The following is a 15,952-nucleotide window of genomic DNA, read 5'->3' as shown; positions in this document are numbered from 1 at the left end:
CGGGAGGCCAGCCCCGCCGCCATCAGCGCTGGTAGGCCAGCTCCAGGGTCTCGCCCTGGTGCAGGTCGTGGATCTCGTTGCGGTAGCCGATGCGCACCGGCGGCCACGGCCCCTCCTCCAGGCGCAGGGTGAGTCGGGTGTGATTGACCACCAGGTGGATCCAGTGGCCGCGATAATGGATCTTGTGCTCCACCTCGTGGAGCCCATCGGGCAGCATGGGATCGAGCCACAGGACGCCGTCCCGCGGTTCCATGCCGGTGTAGCCGCGCAGCGCCAGGTCCACGGTGCCGGCCATGGCCCCGAGGTGGATGCCCTCCTTGGTGGTGCCGCCCTGGATGTCGCCCAGGTCGCTGATCAGCGCGTTGCCGAACAGATCCCAGGAGCGCTGCCGGTCGGAGCGCGCCAGCACCCACGAGTGGACGATGTTGCTCAGCGTCGAGCCGTGGGAGGTGCGCGCCTCGTAGTAGGCGATGTTGCGCGGGATGGCCTCGGCGTCGAGCTCGTAGCCCATGTCGGCGAACAGGGTTTCGATCTGCTGCCGGGAGAACAGGTAAAAGAGCATCAGCAGGTCGGCCTGCTTGCTCGCCTGGTAGCGGTTGACGTCATCGCCCTCGGCCTCAAGGATCCGGTCGAGCCGCTGGATGTTGCCGTAATGCTCGCGGTAGCCGGCCCAGTCCAGTTCCTCGAGCTGGTCGTAGCCCTCGAACTGGCTGATGATGCCGTCGCCGTGGAAGGGGATGAACATCCGCTGGCTGATCTCCTGCCAGCGGGTGAGTTCCGCCTCGTCGATCGCCAGCCGGTCGAGGAGCTCGCTGCGTGGCGTCGGGCCGATGACCTCCAGGGCCTGGCGGGCGATGCGCAGGCACCAGGCGGCCATGACGTTGGTGTAGGCGTTGTTGGCCAGCCCGATCTCGTCGCTGCCCGGATAGCGCGTGTGGAACTCATCGGGGCCGACGATGCCGCGGATCTCGTAGCGCTGGCGCTGCGGGTTGTAGGTGGCCAGGCTGGCCCAGAACTGGGCGATGCTCAGGATCATCTCGGCGCCGGCGAAGGCCATGAAGTCGGTGTCGCCGGAGACCTCATAGTAGCGCCAGATGTTGTGGGCGATGGCGGCGTTGACGTGGCGCTGGCGGTGGGTGTTGTCCGGCAGCCAGCGCCCCGAGGCCGGGTTGAGGTGCAGGGTCTGCGTCTCCTCGCGGCCGCTGCTGCCGCTCTGCCACGGGTACATGGCCCCACGCAGCCCCTCGGCGGCAGCCGCCCGGCGCGCCTCGGGCAGGCGGCGGTAGCGGTACATCAGCAGGGCGCGGCTGATCTCCGGGCTGTGCAGATTGAGCAGCGGCAGGATGAACAGCTCGTCCCAGAAGATGTGCCCGCGGTAGGCCTCGCCGTGCAGGCCGCGCGCCGGAACGCCCACGTCCAGATCGGTGGTGTGCAGCGAGGTGGTCTGCAGCAGATGGAAGATGTGCAGGCGCAGGACCGTCTGCTCCTCGGCCTCGCCGTTGTTGTCGGTATGCAGCGTCACGTCCCAGCCGCGCCAGTAGCGTTCCCACGCCTTGGCGTGGGTGCGCAGCAGCTCGTCGAAGGCCGGGGCGCGCTCCACCGCGGATGCCGCATCGATGCCCGGCTCGCAGATGGCCCGGTCCCGGCCGCTGTAGAAGGCGGCGACCTTCTCGACGCGGATCGGCTGCCCCGGCTCGGCCTGCAGGGTCAGGTCGTCACCGATGTAGTCGTCGGTCTCCACCCGCTCGCGGTGCTCCGGCCCGCGGCCGTCGGCCTGCCAGGCCCGGGTGCGCACTGCGTGGGCCAGGTCGATGCGCGACTGATTGGTCATGCTGCGCAGCATGACCGCCTCGTCGCTGCAGCGTTCGGTGGCGAGGACATCCAGGTGGCGGGTCTCCAGGGCCCGGTAACGGGCCACGCCGAGGTTCTCGACGCCGCCGTCGATCCCTGAGCGGATGTGCAGCGCGCCGGTCCAGTTCACCGGTTCCAGCTCCCAGTGCAGCGCGGCCAGGTGGCTGTCGCCCATATGCACCAGCCGCCGGCTGGTCAGCCGCGTCTCGCGCCCGTGCGGGTCGCGAAAGTGCAGGTGCCAGGTCAGCACCCCGTGGCGCATGTCCAGGGTCTGCCGGTAGTCCAGCCACTCCACGCCGTCGAAGTCGAACCAGTCGCCCTCGGCCGGGCGGAAGTTCAGGCAGAGCCAGTTGGGAAGATTGACCAAGTCCTCGTTCTCCACCTCGCGGCCGGAGACCAGGCTGGTGCGCCGGTTGTAGCCGCCGGCCATGTAGGTGCCGGGGTAGTGGATGTCGCCGGCGGCGGCCCCCTCGAAGGCGCCGCGGGTCGCGAAACGGCCATTGCCCAGCACGCAGATCGCCTCGCGATGCTGCTGCTCCTCGGGCAGCCAGCCCTGGTAGGTCAGTTGCCAGCCTTCGGTCTCCGGTAGCGTCATCGCTGAAGCCCCTTCACAGCATCTGCTCGAAGAATTGGCGGACGGCGGCCACGTCGGCCAGCCGGTAGTCGGCGGCGGTGGCGCGGTCGGGCTCGCCGACGAAGATGCCCACGCCGCGGCCCTCCAGGGCCCGGAAGGCGTGCTCATCGGTCCAGTCGTCGCCGATGTAGATGGGCAGGGTGTCGCCGTTGTTCAGCGACAGCGCCTCAAGCAGCCAGAGCACCGCGCGGCCCTTGTCCCAGGCGACGTCCGGCTGCAGCTCGAAGACGCACTTGCCCGGCCCGCAGCGCAGCTGCGGGTGGCGCTCAAGCACCCCGTCCACGGCGGCCCGGACGCGCTCGACCTGATCCTCCGGCGTATTCCGGTAGTGCACGGCGAGGGCGAAGCGCTTGCGCTCGAGCAGGGTGCCCTCGACCGCCGCGAGGGCGTCGTCGAGTTCCTCGACCGCCGCGGCCAGGGCGTCCAGGCCGGCCTCGGCCTCTTCGTTGCAGCGGTGTACGCCGCCGGGGCCGACGATCTCGAAGCCGTGGCTGCCCGCGTAATAGACCGACTCCAGACCGACGAACGCCTGCAGCGCCTGCAGGTCGCGGCCGCTGACCAGGGCCACGGTGTGGCGGGCGGCCAGCTGCTCCAGCGCCGCGTGCATGGCCGGATCCAGCCGCGCTTCGGCCGGGTCGTCGACGATCGGCGTCAGGGTGCCGTCGTAGTCGAGGAACAGCGGCGTGCTCCGCCCCTCCATGCGCGTGCGCAGTTCATCGAGCACCGCCGGTTCGAACAGCTCCGGGGGGGATTGCATCGCTTGCGCCTCCTGTGGCTCAGCTCAGTTCGGTCAGCGCCGCCACGGCGACGTCGGCGCCGTGGGTACGCAGGACATCGTGATTGTCGTGGCGGGCCACGCCCACCACCAGGGCGAAGGGCCCGGCGGCGCCGGCCTGCACGCCGGAGATGGCGTCTTCGAAGACCACGCTCTGTCCCGCGGCCACCCCCAGCCGCTCGGCGGCGACCAGGAAGATGTCGGCATCCGGCTTGCCACGCAGGCCCAGCTCGCGGGCGGTCTCGCCGTCCACCCGGGCGTCGAACAGGGTCTCGATTCCGGCGGCCTGGATCATCCGACGGCAGTTGCGGCTCGAGGAGACGATGGCCGTGCGCACCCCGGCGGCCCGCCACTGCCGGACCCGCTCCAGCCAGTCCGGGAAGACCTCCACGCCGTCGCGCTCGATGACCGCCTGGATCAGTGCGTCCTTGCGGCGGCCCAGGCCGTGGATGGTGTCGTGTTCCGGTGGGTCGTCCTCTTCGCCCTCGGGCAGGTCGATGCCGCGCGCGGCCAGGAAACGGCGCACGCCCTCCTGGCGCGGCAGGCCGTCGACGTGCTCCCAGTACTCGGTCTCTGCGTCGAAGGGGGCGAAGGGGGTGCCGGTTCGCTCGGCATGCGCCTGCAGGAAGGCGTCGAACATCTCCTTCCACGCCCGGGCGTGCACCGTGGCGGTACGGGTGACCACGCCGTCCATGTCGAAGATGGCGGCCTGGTAATCGGCGATGTCAACGGCTGACGGATCCATTAGGTTCACTTTGGCGCACCTCCTTCGGGTTGTGCAAGGCCTTATGCGTGACCCCGTCGTCATCCCCGTCCGGTGCCGCGAACCGTGGACCGGAAGCCTAGGAGGGCGGGTCGGGCGGGGTGAGCTGTTCCAGCGGCGCCGGTCGCGCCAGCAGGTAGCCCTGGCCCTGGAGGCAGCCGGCCTCCAGCAGGGCGTCGCGCTGGGCCACGGTCTCGATGCCCTCGGCGATCACCTCCAGCTCCAGGCTGTGGCCGAGGGCGAGGATGGCCCGGGTGATCGTCGCCCCGCGGGAGGGCTGATCGACGTTGTCGACAAAGGAGCGGTCGATCTTCAGCCGGTCCACGGGTAGATCCTTGAGGTAACTGAGCGCCGAGTAGCCGGTGCCGAAATCGTCCACGGCCACGCGCACGCCGTGGCGGCGCAGTTCGTCGAGGCGGGCGATGACCCGCGTGTCGGTGTTCACCAGCAGGCTCTCGGTGATCTCCAGCTCCAGGCGCTCGGGCGGCAGCCCGGTCTCGTCCAGGGTGCTCAGCACGCGGCCGACGAAACCGGGATCGGCGAGCTCGGGGGCGGTGATGTTGACCGCCAGGCGCCCCCAGTCCCGCCCGTTGCGGAGCAGAGCCTGGTACTGCCGGCAGGCACGGCGCAGAACCCAGGCGCCGAGCTGGCTCATCAGACCGGCGTGCTCGGCCACCGGGATAAATCGCGCCGGCGAGATCGGACCGCGTTCCGGGTGCGGCCAGCGCAACAGCGCCTCGAGCCCGATCCATTGCCCGCTGGCCAGGTCCGCCTGGGGCTGGAAGTGCAGGTCCAGGGCGTCGCTGGCCAGGGCCTGGCGCAGTTCGGCGCCGAGCTCGATGCGCTCGCGGGCGCGCTCGGTCAGCTCCTCGCTGAAGAAGCGGTAGCCTACGCCCTCGCTCTTGGCCTCGTACATGGCGGCGTCGGCCTGCTCGAGCAGTACGCTGGCGCCCTGGGCCTGGTCCGGGAAGGTGCTCAGGCCGACGCGCAGGGTGATGGGGATCTGGTGGCCCTCGATCTCCAGCGGTGCCTCGGCGGCGGCGATCAGCCGCTCGGCGGTGCCGGCGGCATCGTCGGTGCTGACCAGCTGGGGCAGCAGCACGCCGAACTCGTCGCCGCTGAGCCGTGCCACCGTGGCCGAGTCGCCCACGGCGGCGTCGAGCCGCTCGCCAATGATCCGCAGGGTGCGGTCGCCGATGGCGTGGCCGAGGCTGTCGTTGACGGCGCGGAAATCACTCAGATCGACGATCAGCACCGCCACCGTGCTGTCGCCGCCGCGCCGGCGCTGGCGCTGGTGCTGGCGCAGGGCCTGCTCCAGGCGGTCCTGGAAGAGCAGGCGGTTGGGCAGCTCGGTGAGCGGATCCAGATGCATGACCCGCTCGAGCTGGCTCTGGTACTCCTTGATCCGCGAGATGTCCGAGAACACCCCGATGTAGTGGGTGGGGTGGCCGGACTCGTCGCGCAGCTCGCGGATGGTGGCCAGCTCGGCGAAGGTGGTGCCGTCGTTGCGGCGGTTCCAGATCTCGCCGGTCCAGTAGCCGTGGCTGCGGATTGCCTCCCACATGGCCTCGTAGAAGGCCTGGCTGTGGAAGCCGGAGGCGAGGAAGCGGGGGTTGCGGCCGAGGGCCTGGTCCTCCTCGTAGCCGGTGATGCGGGTGAAGGCCCGGTTGACGGCGACGATGTTGGCCTCGGCGTCGGTGATGATCACCCCCTCGCGGGCCTCCTCGAAGACGATGGCCGCCTGGCGCAGCTCGCGCTCGACGCGCTTGCGCTCGGTCACGTCGTGGAGATTGAGGACGAAGGCCGGATCGCCCTCCCAGCGCATGGTCCGCGCCCGCATCTCGACGATCCGGCTGCCGCCTTCGCCGGTCCGCAGTTCGATCTCCTGGGGCGCTCCGGTCGCCACCGGGAAGCCGAAGACCTGGCCGATCAGCTCGGCGGGCGGGTGGCCGGTGAGGGTGCCGGCGGTGGCGTTGGCGTAGACGATCCGCCCGTGGTCATCCACCACCAGGATGCCCTCGGCGGTGTTGCTCAGGACCCGGTCGAGCTGGTGCTCGCGCTCGCGGGCGCGGGACTCGGCGACGCTCAGCCGGTGCTCGCGCCGGCGCTGCTCGGTGATGTCCTCGAGGATGTGCACCGACTGTCTGTAGCGGCCATCGGCATCGGTGACGGCGAACGAGCGCGAAATGAGGATCTCGCCGGTGGGCAGGGCCAGCTCCTCGGTGATCTCGCCGCTGCCCCGGCGTTCGCCGCAGCGGCCCTGCTCCATGGCGGCGCGGCAGCTGGGCAGGGGGCCGTCCCGGCGGGGGAAGACCTCCCAGTAGGGGCGCAGCCGGAACTCCTCCGGGGCCAGCCCGGCCCGCTCGGCGTAGGCCCGGTTGGCGGCGAGGATGCGGTAGTGCTCGTCGTGGATGAACACCGGCTCGGAGAGGGCGTCCAGGGCGCGCAGCCAATCGCACGCCTCCGCCCCCTGGGCGGCGATGGTCACCGGGGTTGCCAGGACGGCACTGCGTTGATGCTGGGGGTTCCGACCGCTCGGCAAGGGCGGTTCCTCGCTGGTGCCAGTGCCGGGCCAGGAACCCGGCGATCCATGATGTTGATACGCTATCACATCGACGAAACAGGGGAATGCTCGGGTGCGGCAATCCGATCGCTGCGGTTGTCTTGACACGGTCTCCGGGGCGGGGCGCTGCCGCGTGCCACCGCCGCAGCGGAATATGCATAGGCCGAAGCGTCCTTTCACGGCGCTGCTGCGCGCGGCGTAGCCTCTCGACTCAGACGGCCCCGGATCCGGCGGGGCCCGTACCTATCGAGACGGGAGGCAACCATGTCGTCATCCATCACCCTGACCGCGCGGGGCAGTGCGGCCCCGATCGCCGGCTGGGCCAGCCTCGGCCTGCTTGCCGTCGGGGCGCTCTACCTTGGGGCATTCATCAGCCCCACGCAGGCCGCGCTGCTCATCGTAGGCGGTGCCCTGGGCGTGGTGCTCTACCACGCCGCCTTCGGGTTCACCGCCGCCTGGCGGGTGTTCATCAACGAGCGCCGCGGTCGCGGGCTGCGGGCGCAGATGATCATGCTGGCGGTGGCGGTCCTGCTCTTCTTCCCGCTGCTCGATGCCGGGTCGGCGTTCGGCAACGAGCTCAGCGGCTACGTCTTCCCGGTGGGCGTGGCCGTCGTGGTGGGGTCGTTCCTCTTCGGCCTCGGCATGCAGATCGGCGGCGGTTGCGCCTCGGGGACGCTGTTCACCGTCGGCGGTGGCAATGCCCGGATGGTCATTACGCTGCTCGGGTTCATCCTGGGCTCGGTGATCGCCACCCATCACGTGGACTGGTGGTGGGATCTGCCGGCCTTCGAGGCGGTCTCGGTGGTCGAGGGGCTGGGCGTGACCGGCGGCCTGGCCCTGAGCCTGGCGCTGTTCGCCACCATCTACGCCGGCACCGTGTACTTCGAACGCCGCCGCCACGGCGCGCTGGAACAGCCGGCGGCCGCTGAGCATGCCGGCTGGCAACGGTTCCTGCGTGGCCCCTGGCCGCTGATCTGGGGGGCGGTGGCGCTGGCCGTGCTCAACGCGCTGACGCTGATCCTCTCCGGGCGGCCCTGGGGGATCACCGCCGCCTTCGCCCTTTGGGGTGCCAAGGGCTTCGAGGCGGTGGGCATCGAGGTGGCGCAGTGGGGCTACTGGCAGCTGCCGGGCAACGCCCGGGCGCTGGAGGCCAGCGTGCTGGCTGACGCCACCTCGGTGGTGAACTTCGGCATCATCCTCGGCGCGCTGCTCGCTGCGGTGCTCGCCGGGCGGCTGGCGCCGAGCCTGCGCATCCCGCCGCGCGCCCTGGCGGCATCGATCATCGGCGGGTTGCTGCTCGGCTACGGCGCGCGGCTGGCCTTCGGCTGCAACATCGGCGCCTATTTCGGCGGTATCGCCTCGGGCAGCCTGCACGGCTGGGTTTGGCTGATCTTCGCCTTCCTCGGCAACGTGGTCGGGGTGCGCCTGCGGCCCTGGTTCTTCGGCGAGGAGTCGCGGCAGCCGCGCCAGCCCGCCTCCTGCTGATCGGAGTCCGCGGGGTGTACGCTGGGAAGGGGCCGGCCCGGTGCCGACGCGGGGCCGGCCCGCGATCATCAGGCGCCACGAGGGACGGCCATGAAGCTCAGGCAACTGCAGTTCATCCACGAGGTGGTCCACCGCAACCTGAACATCTCGGCGGCGGCGGACGCCCTGTACACGTCGCAGTCCGGGGTGAGCAAGCAGATCCAGGCCCTCGAGGATGAGCTCGGCGTCCAGATCTTCGTGCGCAGCGGCAAGAGCCTCTCCCACCTGACGCCGGCCGGCGAGCGCATCATCGAGGCCACCGCCCGGCTGCTCGAGGAAGCCCGCAACATCCGCGCCATCGCCGCCGACTACGCCGGCCAGGAGCGTGGCCAGCTGACCATCGCCACCACCCAGACCCAGGCCAAGTACGCCCTGCCGCGGGTCATCCAGCGCTTCCGTGCCCGCTATCCCAATGTCAGCCTGCACATGCACCAGGGCACGCCCATGCAGATCGCCGAGCTCGCCGCCCGGGGCGAGGCGGATTTCGCCATCGCCACCGAGGCCATGGAGCACTTCGAGGATCTGGTGATGATGCCCTGCTACCGCTGGAACCGGAGCGTGGTGGTCCCCGCCGACCACCCGCTGGCCGAGGCGGAGCCGCTGACCCTGGAGGCCCTGGCGGCCCACCCGCTGGTCACCTATGTCTTCGGTTTCACCGGGCGCTCGCAGCTCGATGAGGCCTTTCAGGGCGCCGGGCTGGCGCCGGAGGTGGCCTTCACCGCCACCGACGCCGAGGTGATCAAGACCTACGTGCAGCTGGGGGTCGGGGTGGGGATCATCGCCAGCATGGCCTTCGACCCCGATGCCGACGAGGGGCTGGTGGCCCGCGACGCCAGCCACCTCTTCGCCCCGAGTACCACGAGCATCGGCTTCCGCCGCGGCAGCCACCTGCGCGGATTTATGTACGCCTTCATCCACCTCTTCGCGCCGCACCTGACCGAAGAGGTGGTCGAGCAGGCGATCCGGGCGCGCACGCCGGAGGCCCGCCGGGCGCTGCTCGAGGCGCTGGATCCCGCGCTGGACGCGGGTTCTCCCTGAAGTCGGCTCAGGCCTCGTCGGCGAACCCCGCGCCGACCGTCCGGATCAGCCGCTCGAGATCCTGGATCCGGAACGGCTTGACCAGGTAATCGCTGAAGCCCAGCTCCGCGGCGCGCTCACGCTGGGCGGGCAGGGCGTCGGCGCTGACCGCGACCACCGGCACCGCCGGAGCGATCCCCTGCCCGCGCAGTGACTCCATGACCTGGAAGCCGTCCATGTCCGGCAGGTGCAGGTCGAGCAGGATCAGATCGAAGGCCTGCTCCGCCGCGATGCCCAGCGCCGAGGCGCCGTCCTCCGCCTCGGTGAGTTCGGCGTCGCTGCGGTTGTCGATCAGACCGCGCACGAGCAGGCGATTGAGGAACTGGTCCTCCACGTAGAGGATGCGCACCGGTCGGATAGGGGGATGGTCCGCCATGGGCGACTCCGCCGCACGGGACGGCCTGGCGGCCCCTTCGGTCGGCGGGTCCGCCGCGGGCAGGCGCAGCTGGAAGCGGCTGCCCCGCTCGGGGCTGGAGTCCAGCAGCGCAAGGGTCCCCGCCATGAACGTCGCCAGGCGCTGGGCGATCAGCAGGCCGATGCCCGTCCCCTCGATGGTACCGCGGTCCTGGTCCAGCCGGTCGAAGGGCAGGAAGAGCCGTTCGCGCTTCTCCGGCGGGATGCCGATGCCGCTGTCGCTGATCACCACGGAGACCGCGTCGCCGTCCGCCTCCGGGCGGGCATCGAGGTGCACGGTGCCGCCGGGGCGGTTGTACTTGATGCCGTTGGTGAGCAGATTGAGCAGGATCTGCTTCAGTCGCATGGGATCGGCCTGCACCCAGAGATCGTCCGGGACCTCGACGGTCAGGGCGATCCGGTGCTCGCTGGCGTCCCCGCTGCACACCGCCAGGCAGTCCTCCGCCACGCTACACAGCTGCACGGCGGTGGGCGCGACGTGCATCTCCCCGGCCTCGATCCGCGCCAGATCCAGGACATCGTTGATCAGATCCCGCAGGTACCAGCCCGCCCTGAGGATGTCGCCGTAGTAGCGCTGCCGCGACTCGGCGGAGGGCTCCGAGTGCTCGGCGAGCAGCTGCGTGAAGCCGACGATGGCGTTGAGCGGCGTGCGCAGCTCGTGGCTCATCGAGGAGAGGAACTCCGTCTTCGCCTGGCTGGCCTGCTCGGCCTCCGCCTTGGCGGCGAGGAGTTCCGACTGGTAGGCCTCCTGACGGGTGACGTCGCCCTGGATGCCGATGAAGTGGGTCACCGTCCCGGCGGCGTTGCGGACCGGGTCGATACGCAGGTAATTGCGGAACGGGGAGCCGTCCTTGCGGTAGTTGGTCAGGACTACGCTTACCGGCTCCTGGCGGGAGAGGGCCGCGCGCAGGGTGTCCACGTCCGCGGGGTCCGTGTCCGGCCCCTGCAGGAAGCGGCAGTTGTGGCCGATGGCCTCTTCCGGCTCGTAGCCGGTGAGGGTCTTGAACGATCGGTTGCAGTAGGTCACCGGCAGCCCGGGGACCTGGGCATCGGCGACGACCACGCCCTCGGAAGTCGCATCGAGGGCCTGGGCCTGGAGGCGGACCTGGGTCTCGGCGCGTACGACGCTGGTGTAGTTGACCAGCAGCAGGATGCAGCCCTGCAGCCGGCTGGCGCGGCTCCAGTAGGGCAGCAGCCGCAGCAGGTGGTGCTCCCCCTGGCAATCCAGCCACTCCTCCAGCGTGTCGCCCTCGCGCAGGACGCGCTGGACGCGGTCGCCCCAGTCGTAGAGCCCGAGCTGCCCGGAGAGGATGCTCACCGGCTGCTCCAGCCAGTCCTCCTGCAGCTCCAGCAGGGACTGCGCCGCGGCGTTGAAGCGCTTGATCCGTGCGTGGGCGTCGAAGACCACCAGCCCCTCGCTGAGGCTGTCCATCACCGAGGCGAGGTCGTCGTACGCCTCGCTGAGTTCCTCGCTGCGCCGGTTCAGCTCCTCGTTGACGGTGGTCAGCTCTTCGTTGGTGGACTGCAGCTCCTCGTTGCTCGTCTCCAGCTCTTCGTTGGTCGACTGGAGTTCCTCATTGGAGGACTGCAGCTCCTCATTGGTCGACTGCAGCTCCTCATTGGCCCGTTCCAGCTCCTCGGTGACGACGCTCAGGTGCTCCCGCGTGGCCGTCAGCTCGCCGCGCAGGGTGTCGACGGTCCGCTGCGTCCGCTCGTCGCCCTCGGCGATCTCCGGCGGCGGCTCCTCGTAGGCACCGCGCTCGAAGAGGATCAGGTAGCAGACCGAGCCCTCGTCGGTGGCCGCCGGCAGCGGGGTGATCCGCAGGCGCACCCACTCAAGCTCCGGGCGCAGGCGCAGGGCGGTGCCCATCTGCGGGTGGCCCTCGCGGTGGCAGCGATTGAGCAGGGTGATCAGTTCCGAGCGCAGCTCCTCGCGGATCAGGGCCTGGACGCTCAGGCTGGCGTCGCCGTCGGGCAAGTGCATGTAGTTGCCCGCACCGCGGCTGCGCAGCACCGTCCCGGCGGCGGTGACCACGACGTGCTCCGGCGCGAAGAGCTCCTGCAGCCCCTCGGCGATGCGCTGATCCATCTGCGTGCGCCTGGACGCGGCCGGCGGTGGGGGGCTGCTGCGCTCCGGGGCTGGGCCGCCGTTGCCGAACTTCGGCGGGGTGGCACGGACATCGTTGCGCTTGCGGTAGAGCCGCTGCGCCCCGTCGATGGCGGTGTAGAGGTATTCCCGCCCGCTGATCCCCTCGGCCCGCCCCAGGAACAGGTGCCCGCCCGGGCGCAGCCCGTAGTGGAACAGCTCCAGGATCCGTTTCTGCGTATCGGGGCGCAGGTAGATCAGCAGGTTGCGGCAGCTGATCAGATCCAGGCGGGTGAAGGGCGGGTCGTTGAGCAGGTCCTGCCGGGCGAACACCATCATGTCGCGCAGCGGCTTGGCGGCGCGCACCCGATCGCCCTCGCGCACGAAGTAGCGCTCAAGCCAGGCGCCGGGCAGGTCGGCCACCGCCCCGGCGGGGTAGATCCCGCTGCGGGCCTCGGTCAGCGCCTCCTCGTCGAGGTCCGTGGCGAAGATCTGAACCGGGCGCGTGATCTCGTGCTGCGCCAGGGCCTCCTGGACCAGGATGGCGATGGAGTAGGCCTCCTCGCCGGTGGCGCAGCCGGGTACCCAGATGCGCAGCTCGGCGTCCTCGGAGCGCTGCCGGGCCAGCTCGCCGATGACGGTTTCCAGAGCCTGGAACGCCTCGCGGTCCCGGAAGAAGGCGGTCACTGAGATGAGCAGCTCGCGGATCAGCCGGTCCACCTCGCCCGGGTCCGTCTGGAGCAGCTGCTCGTAGTGCGCGGCGTCCCGTGCCCCGGTGGCCACCAGCCGTCGCTGCAGCCGGCGCTGCACCGTGGCCTCCCGGTAGGCACCGAGGTCCATCTGGCGCTCGCGGTAGACGCGCTGGCCGATGCGCTCCAGGGCGTCGCCGAGCGCCGGCTCCCGGTCGTCGGCCGGCTCGCCGCGGGCCAGGCGCGCCAGGCGCTCGGCCAGCCCGCGGCTGTCCGGCACGCTGTCCGCGCACCCGGTCTGCAGCGCGGCCCGCGGCATGCCGTCGTAGGCGGCGCTGGCCGGCTCCTGGGCAAACACCGCACCGCCGGCGGCCTTGATGGCGCGGGCGCCGGCGGCGCCGTCGGTACCGGTGCCCGACAGGACCACCCCGGCGCACAGCTCGTGGTACGCCTCGGCCATGGAGTGGAAGAGGCGGTCCGCCGAGGGCTTCGGTCGCACCGGGTCCGGGGGCTCGGTGAGCAGAATGCGCCCCCTGGCGATGGTGATGTCCTTATTGGCCGGGGTGACGTAAACGGTGTCCGGGGCCAGCTGATCGCCGTCTTCGGCGGTGTGGACGCTGAGCGCGGTCTCGCGGCTGAGCAGGTCGGTGAGGATGCTTCGGTGGTGGGGGGAGAGGTGCTGGGCGATGACGATGCTCAGGCCCAGATCGCCCGGGAGCTCGCGGAGCAGGCCGCGGAGGGGGTCCAGCCCCCCGGCCGAGGCCGCAACGCCCACGATAAAGGGCGCGGGAGGGGACTCGGCGGGCGGCAGTCCTTGCGCACGCACGTCGGGCGACCTCTTTGTAAGCAGTTCCGTTCAATTAAGCACACCGGGGTGCAAAACCGCAACCGTCGAAAGGGAAGCAGGGCGCGAGGGCCCGGGGCCGGCGGCTAAAGCTGCGACTCGATGGGCAGCAGGCGCGCGAAACCGGCCACGAAGCGCCGCCACCATCCCGCCTTGGGGTCGCGCCGGTACGTGCTGGTGTCGTCCTCCCAGCGCAGGGCCCCGCGCTCGGAGAGGCGCACCCGGTAGGCGAAGCGCGGGTCGGTGGCCTGCTCGAAGATGGTCTCCAGCGCCGTGGCCATTTCGGAGTCGCGGACGAAGACGCCGAGCTCGGTGTTGATGTGCGCCGAGCGCGGATCGAGATTGAACGACCCGAGGAAGATCTCCTCGCCGTCGAAGACCGCCCCCTTGGTGTGCAGGCTCGCCCGCGAGGCGCCCAGGCCGAAGGCGGCGTCGGCCTGGTAGTGCTGCCAGGCGCTGGGGCGCAGCTCGTAGAGCGCCACGCCAGCCTCCAGCAGGGCGTGGCGGCGGCGGGCGTAGCCGCTGTGGGCCAGGGCCACATCGGTGGCGGCCAGCGAGTTGGTGAGCACCGAGACCGTCACGCCGCGCTGCGCCAGGCCGGTGAGTCCCGCCGTGCCCTCGGCGCCGGGCACGAAGTAGGGCGAGGCCAGCGTCACGCGTTCCTCGGCCGCGGCAAAGCGCTTGCCCAGGGCGTTGAGCACCGCCCGGGTGCTTGGCTCGCCGCTGTGGCCCAGGGCCTTGCTCGGGTTGTCCACGGCCAGTTCGGCGTCGCGGGTCCAGGTGTAGGCGTCGGTCTCCAGCAACGTCGCCACGGGGGCGCTGCTCGGCGCGGGCCGATACAGCGGGTGATCGGTGCGCGCGCGGTGCCAGGCGCGCAGCTCCTCCTGGAGCTGCTCGAGCGGTTCAGCGCCGGAGCGGCCGCGTTGGAGCTGGGCGATGGGGATCGCCGCCGGGCTGTTCCAGTAATCCGTAAAGGCGCGCTCGGCCCGGTGGGCCAGGGGGCCGGCCATGGCCAGGTCGATGTCCATGAAGTTGAACGGTTCGCCGGTGTAGAAGTAGGCGTTGGAGATGTTGCGCCCGCCGACGATGGCCAGCCGGCCATCGGCGATCCACGCCTTGTTGTGCATGCGGTGGTTGAGGTCGCTGGCGCGCAGCAGCAGCTCCACGCCGGCGCGCAGGGCACCGGCCCGAGAGCGGTACGGATTGAACAGCCGGACCTCGGCGTTCGGGTGTTGATCCAGGGCGGCCAGGGCGCGGTCGTCGCCGCGGATGTCCATGTCATCGAGCAGCAGGGCCACCTGCACGCCGCGCTCGGCGGCATGGAGCAGTTCGGCGAGCAGCAGTCGGCCGGCCTCGTCGTTGCGCCAGATGTAGTACTGCAGATAGAGCCGCTCCTCGGCGAGGCGCGCGCTGTGTGCCCGCCACTGGTAGGCGTCCAGGCCACTGGTCAGCATCTGGAAGCCGGTGGCTCCCTCGCGGGCTGCTGGCACCTCGCGCAGCCACTCGGCCAGGGGGCCCTCGTTGGCTGGCAGGCGGGGGGCCTGCTGCGGCGTCTCCGGGGCCTGGTAGACCGGGGCGCAGCCGGTCAGGGCGAGCAGCAAGACTAGCGCGAGCGCCACATGTAGCGGCCGGGGCCGGGGGGGCGCGTGGATCATGTCGGTCTCCCGGCGCCGAGCACGGCGTAGCGCGAGAAGCGTGCGTTGATCCACAGCGCGGCGACGATGATGCCCCCACCAACGGCCAGCCGCAGCAGGTCGGCATCCGCGTCCCAGAGCAGCAGGTTGACCAGCAAGCCGGCGGGGATCAGCAGGTTGTTCATCACCGCCAGTGTGCCACCGTCCACCACGCGGGCCCCCTGATTCCACAGATAGAGGCCTAGCCCCGATGCCGCCAGGCCCAGCCAGAGCAGCACGCCCCACTGCAGCCCACTGTCCGGCATCAGGCTCGGGTCGCCGAACAGGGCGAAGCTCGGGGCGGCGACCAGCAGTGCGCCCAAGAAGAAGAAAAAGAAGACCCGGTAGGCCGGGGTGTCGATGGGGTGGCGCAGCAGCAGGTGCTTGTAGCCCACCTGTCCGGCGGCGAAGGCGGCGTTGGCCACCTGCAGCAGCAGGAAGCCGAGCAGGAACTCATCGGTGATGCCGTCGTAGCGAATCACCCCGGCGCCGAGCACCGCCAGGGCCGCGGCGAGCAGCGCCACCGGCGCGAAGCGTCGGTGCAGGGCATCATCGAGCAGCGCCACGTAGAGCGGCGTGGTGATGGTAAACAGCAGCACCTCCGGCACCGTCAGGTAGGCGAAGGAGCGGTAGAGGCACAGGTAGGTCACTCCAAACTGCAGGGCGCCGAGGAGCATCAGCCCGCCGGCGAGCGACGGTGACAGGCCCCGAAAGCGCGCCAGGGGCAGGAAGACCAGTGCGGCCAGCGCCACGCGGCTCAGCACCGCGAAGTCGTCATCCACCTGCCCGGAGAGGTACTCGCCAATCAGGCTGAACGAGAAGGCCCAGAGCAGGGTGACCAGGAGCAGGTACGGCATCGATGGCGATTGTCGGGTCTGTGTGTGCGGCCGGCGTAGTGTTGGCGACAGCGGCGGGCGTGACAAGGCCTGCGGAGCGCCCGCGCGCCCCGCGCTGCGGCCTACGGCGCGCCAACGGCGCAGCCGCTGCGCCGCCGCAGGGGTGGACGTGGACGGGCAGCGCGGCAGAATAGGGCGTTAACCGCCTGTTAGCCGTCGCAGC

At 70.7% G+C, this 15,952-nt stretch carries 9 protein-coding genes; 2 read left to right on the top strand and 7 right to left on the bottom strand.

All coding sequences use genetic code 11. The features are described from left to right. Positions 1 to 22 precede the first annotated feature (22 nt). From LRA98_RS05580 to LRA98_RS05565, 4 genes are all read right to left on the bottom strand, one after another. A complete protein-coding gene (locus LRA98_RS05580; RefSeq protein WP_238633149.1) occupies positions 23 to 2,446 on the bottom strand; it encodes a glycoside hydrolase family 65 protein in 2,424 nt (807 codons plus the stop codon). Positions 2,447 to 2,459: 13 nt separating this feature from the next. Next, positions 2,460 to 3,242, bottom strand: coding sequence for a trehalose-phosphatase (gene otsB, locus LRA98_RS05575; RefSeq protein ID WP_238633150.1), 783 nt, complete (start codon positions 3,240 to 3,242; stop codon positions 2,460 to 2,462). 19 nt (positions 3,243 to 3,261) lie between these two features. Beyond that, positions 3,262 to 4,005 carry a beta-phosphoglucomutase family hydrolase gene (locus LRA98_RS05570; RefSeq protein ID WP_238633151.1) on the bottom strand — a complete coding sequence of 248 codons (744 nt, stop codon included), beginning with the start codon at positions 4,003 to 4,005 and terminating at the stop codon, positions 3,262 to 3,264. Positions 4,006 to 4,102: 97 nt separating this feature from the next. Further along, entirely contained in the window at positions 4,103 to 6,565 is a 2,463-nt protein-coding gene (locus LRA98_RS05565) for a sensor domain-containing protein (RefSeq protein WP_238633152.1), read from the bottom strand. A 285-nt stretch (positions 6,566 to 6,850) separates the two neighbouring features. Here LRA98_RS05565 and LRA98_RS05560 point away from each other — a divergent pair, with 285 nt between their 5' ends. Further along, a complete protein-coding gene (locus LRA98_RS05560) occupies positions 6,851 to 8,071 on the top strand; it encodes a YeeE/YedE family protein (protein WP_201241605.1) in 1,221 nt (406 codons plus the stop codon). A 90-nt stretch (positions 8,072 to 8,161) separates the two neighbouring features. Next, positions 8,162 to 9,148, top strand: a complete 987-nt coding sequence (cysB, locus tag LRA98_RS05555; protein ID WP_201169288.1) for an HTH-type transcriptional regulator CysB — start codon at positions 8,162 to 8,164, stop codon at positions 9,146 to 9,148. Between the two features lie 7 nt (positions 9,149 to 9,155). Here cysB and LRA98_RS05550 read toward each other — a convergent pair whose 3' ends face one another. From LRA98_RS05550 to LRA98_RS05540, 3 genes are all read right to left on the bottom strand, one after another. Continuing rightward, positions 9,156 to 13,202 carry a chemotaxis protein CheB gene (locus tag LRA98_RS05550; RefSeq protein WP_238633153.1) on the bottom strand — a complete coding sequence of 1,349 codons (4,047 nt, stop codon included), beginning with the start codon at positions 13,200 to 13,202 and terminating at the stop codon, positions 9,156 to 9,158. A gap of 104 nt (positions 13,203 to 13,306) precedes the next feature. Further along, positions 13,307 to 14,875, bottom strand: coding sequence for a phospholipase D family protein (locus LRA98_RS05545; protein ID WP_238633154.1), 1,569 nt, complete (start codon positions 14,873 to 14,875; stop codon positions 13,307 to 13,309). After that, positions 14,872 to 15,750, bottom strand: coding sequence for an EamA family transporter (locus LRA98_RS05540; RefSeq protein ID WP_238633155.1), 879 nt, complete (start codon positions 15,748 to 15,750; stop codon positions 14,872 to 14,874). The genes LRA98_RS05545 and LRA98_RS05540 overlap by 4 nt, the downstream gene beginning before the upstream one ends. Positions 15,751 to 15,952 lie beyond the last annotated feature (202 nt).

Source organism: Halorhodospira sp. M38, assembly GCF_022227985.1.
Lineage (GTDB): Bacteria > Pseudomonadota > Gammaproteobacteria > Nitrococcales > Halorhodospiraceae > Halorhodospira > Halorhodospira halophila_A.
This window is presented reverse-complemented; position numbering and strand designations above follow the sequence as displayed.

Coding starts and splice junctions, on each gene's coding strand:
- cysB (WP_201169288.1), top strand. CDS start 8,162: ATGAAGCTCAGGCAACTGCAGTTCATCCACGAGGTGGTCCACCGCAAC.
- LRA98_RS05540 (WP_238633155.1), bottom strand. CDS start 15,750: ATGCCGTACCTGCTCCTGGTCACCCTGCTCTGGGCCTTCTCGTTCAGC.
- LRA98_RS05545 (WP_238633154.1), bottom strand. CDS start 14,875: ATGATCCACGCGCCCCCCCGGCCCCGGCCGCTACATGTGGCGCTCGCG.
- otsB (WP_238633150.1), bottom strand. CDS start 3,242: ATGCAATCCCCCCCGGAGCTGTTCGAACCGGCGGTGCTCGATGAACTG.
- LRA98_RS05580 (WP_238633149.1), bottom strand. CDS start 2,446: ATGACGCTACCGGAGACCGAAGGCTGGCAACTGACCTACCAGGGCTGG.
- LRA98_RS05560 (WP_201241605.1), top strand. CDS start 6,851: ATGTCGTCATCCATCACCCTGACCGCGCGGGGCAGTGCGGCCCCGATC.
- LRA98_RS05570 (WP_238633151.1), bottom strand. CDS start 4,005: ATGGATCCGTCAGCCGTTGACATCGCCGATTACCAGGCCGCCATCTTC.